This is a genomic window from Streptomyces jumonjinensis (genome assembly GCF_009600885.1).
Taxonomy (GTDB): Bacteria; Actinomycetota; Actinomycetes; order Streptomycetales; family Streptomycetaceae; genus Streptomyces; species Streptomyces jumonjinensis.
Genome location: NZ_VCLA01000185.1, coordinates 1 through 1,035, shown reverse-complemented (window position 1 = coordinate 1,035; position 1,035 = coordinate 1). Strand labels below are relative to the sequence as shown.

At 71.5% G+C, this 1,035-nt stretch carries 1 protein-coding gene; it reads right to left on the bottom strand.

The annotated features are described in order from the left end of the window. Positions 1–92: 92 nt before the first annotated feature. The coding region (locus FF041_RS29210; protein WP_153525590.1) for a CapA family protein at positions 93–1,035 on the bottom strand (943 nt) is incomplete at its 5' end.

The following is a 1,035-nucleotide window of genomic DNA, read 5'->3' as shown; positions in this document are numbered from 1 at the left end:
TGATCAACACGCCCCCGTGCGCGAAAGCACCCGATGGGAGCAGCCGTACGAAGTCCCCACGCACGTACGTCCCCCGGGGTTTTCATGACCGGTCAGCGGGCCATGGTGAGCCCGTCGTTCGCCGCCCCCCGGCTGAGAACGGCCTCCCGGATGGATTCCTGGGCCTCCCGGTAGTCGTCCCGGTCGGCTCCGCGCTCCAGCGCGTCGGGCAGATTGACGACCCGGCCCTCGTCGATGTCGTACCACTGCGGGATGAACTCGGCCCTGCTCACGGTCCAGCGCTCACCGGGCCGGGCCGGCGGGGCGAAGGTGAAGCGGCCGATGGAGCCCTGGTTGCCCCGGCCGTCGAAGCCGCCGGTGTAGTCGAACATCGGTCCGGCGATCTGGTCGCCCATGCCGTAGATCACCCAGGTGCCGTTGACCTTCTCATACGCCTGGGGCACATGGGCATGGGTGCCGATGATCAGGTCGATGTCGGGGCGGCCCCCCGTGGCGGCGGCGGTGAGCGTCTTCGCCAGGCCGAGCTGCTGCTCATCGGGTTCGGTCTGCCACTCCGTACCCCAGTGGAGGCTGATGACGACCACGTCGGCCCCCGCTCCGCGGGCCGAGCGCGCATCGGCGATGATCTTCTGCTCGTCGATGGCGCTGACCGCCCAGGGGCTGTCCTCGGGCGGTTCGTGGCCGTTGGTGTCGAAGGTGTACGCCAGCTGGGCCACTTGCGCTCCCCCGGCCTTGCGCCAGGCGGGGGCGTTCGCCTCGGCGGCCGTACGGGCCGAGCCTGCGTGTCCGACGCCGGCCGCGTCGAGGGCGTCCAGGGTGCGCCGGATCCCGTCGGCGCCGTCGTCGAGGGAGTGATTGGAGGCGGTGGAGCAGGTGTCGTAGCCGGTGGCGGCGAGCCCCGCGGCCACCTGCGGCGGGGACTTGAAGGCGGGGTAGCCGCTGTAGTCCCCGTCCGCGCCGTACACGGTCTCCATATGGCAGATCGCCAGATCGGCCGCCGAGACCACCGGGGCGACGGCGGCGAGCATGGGCGCG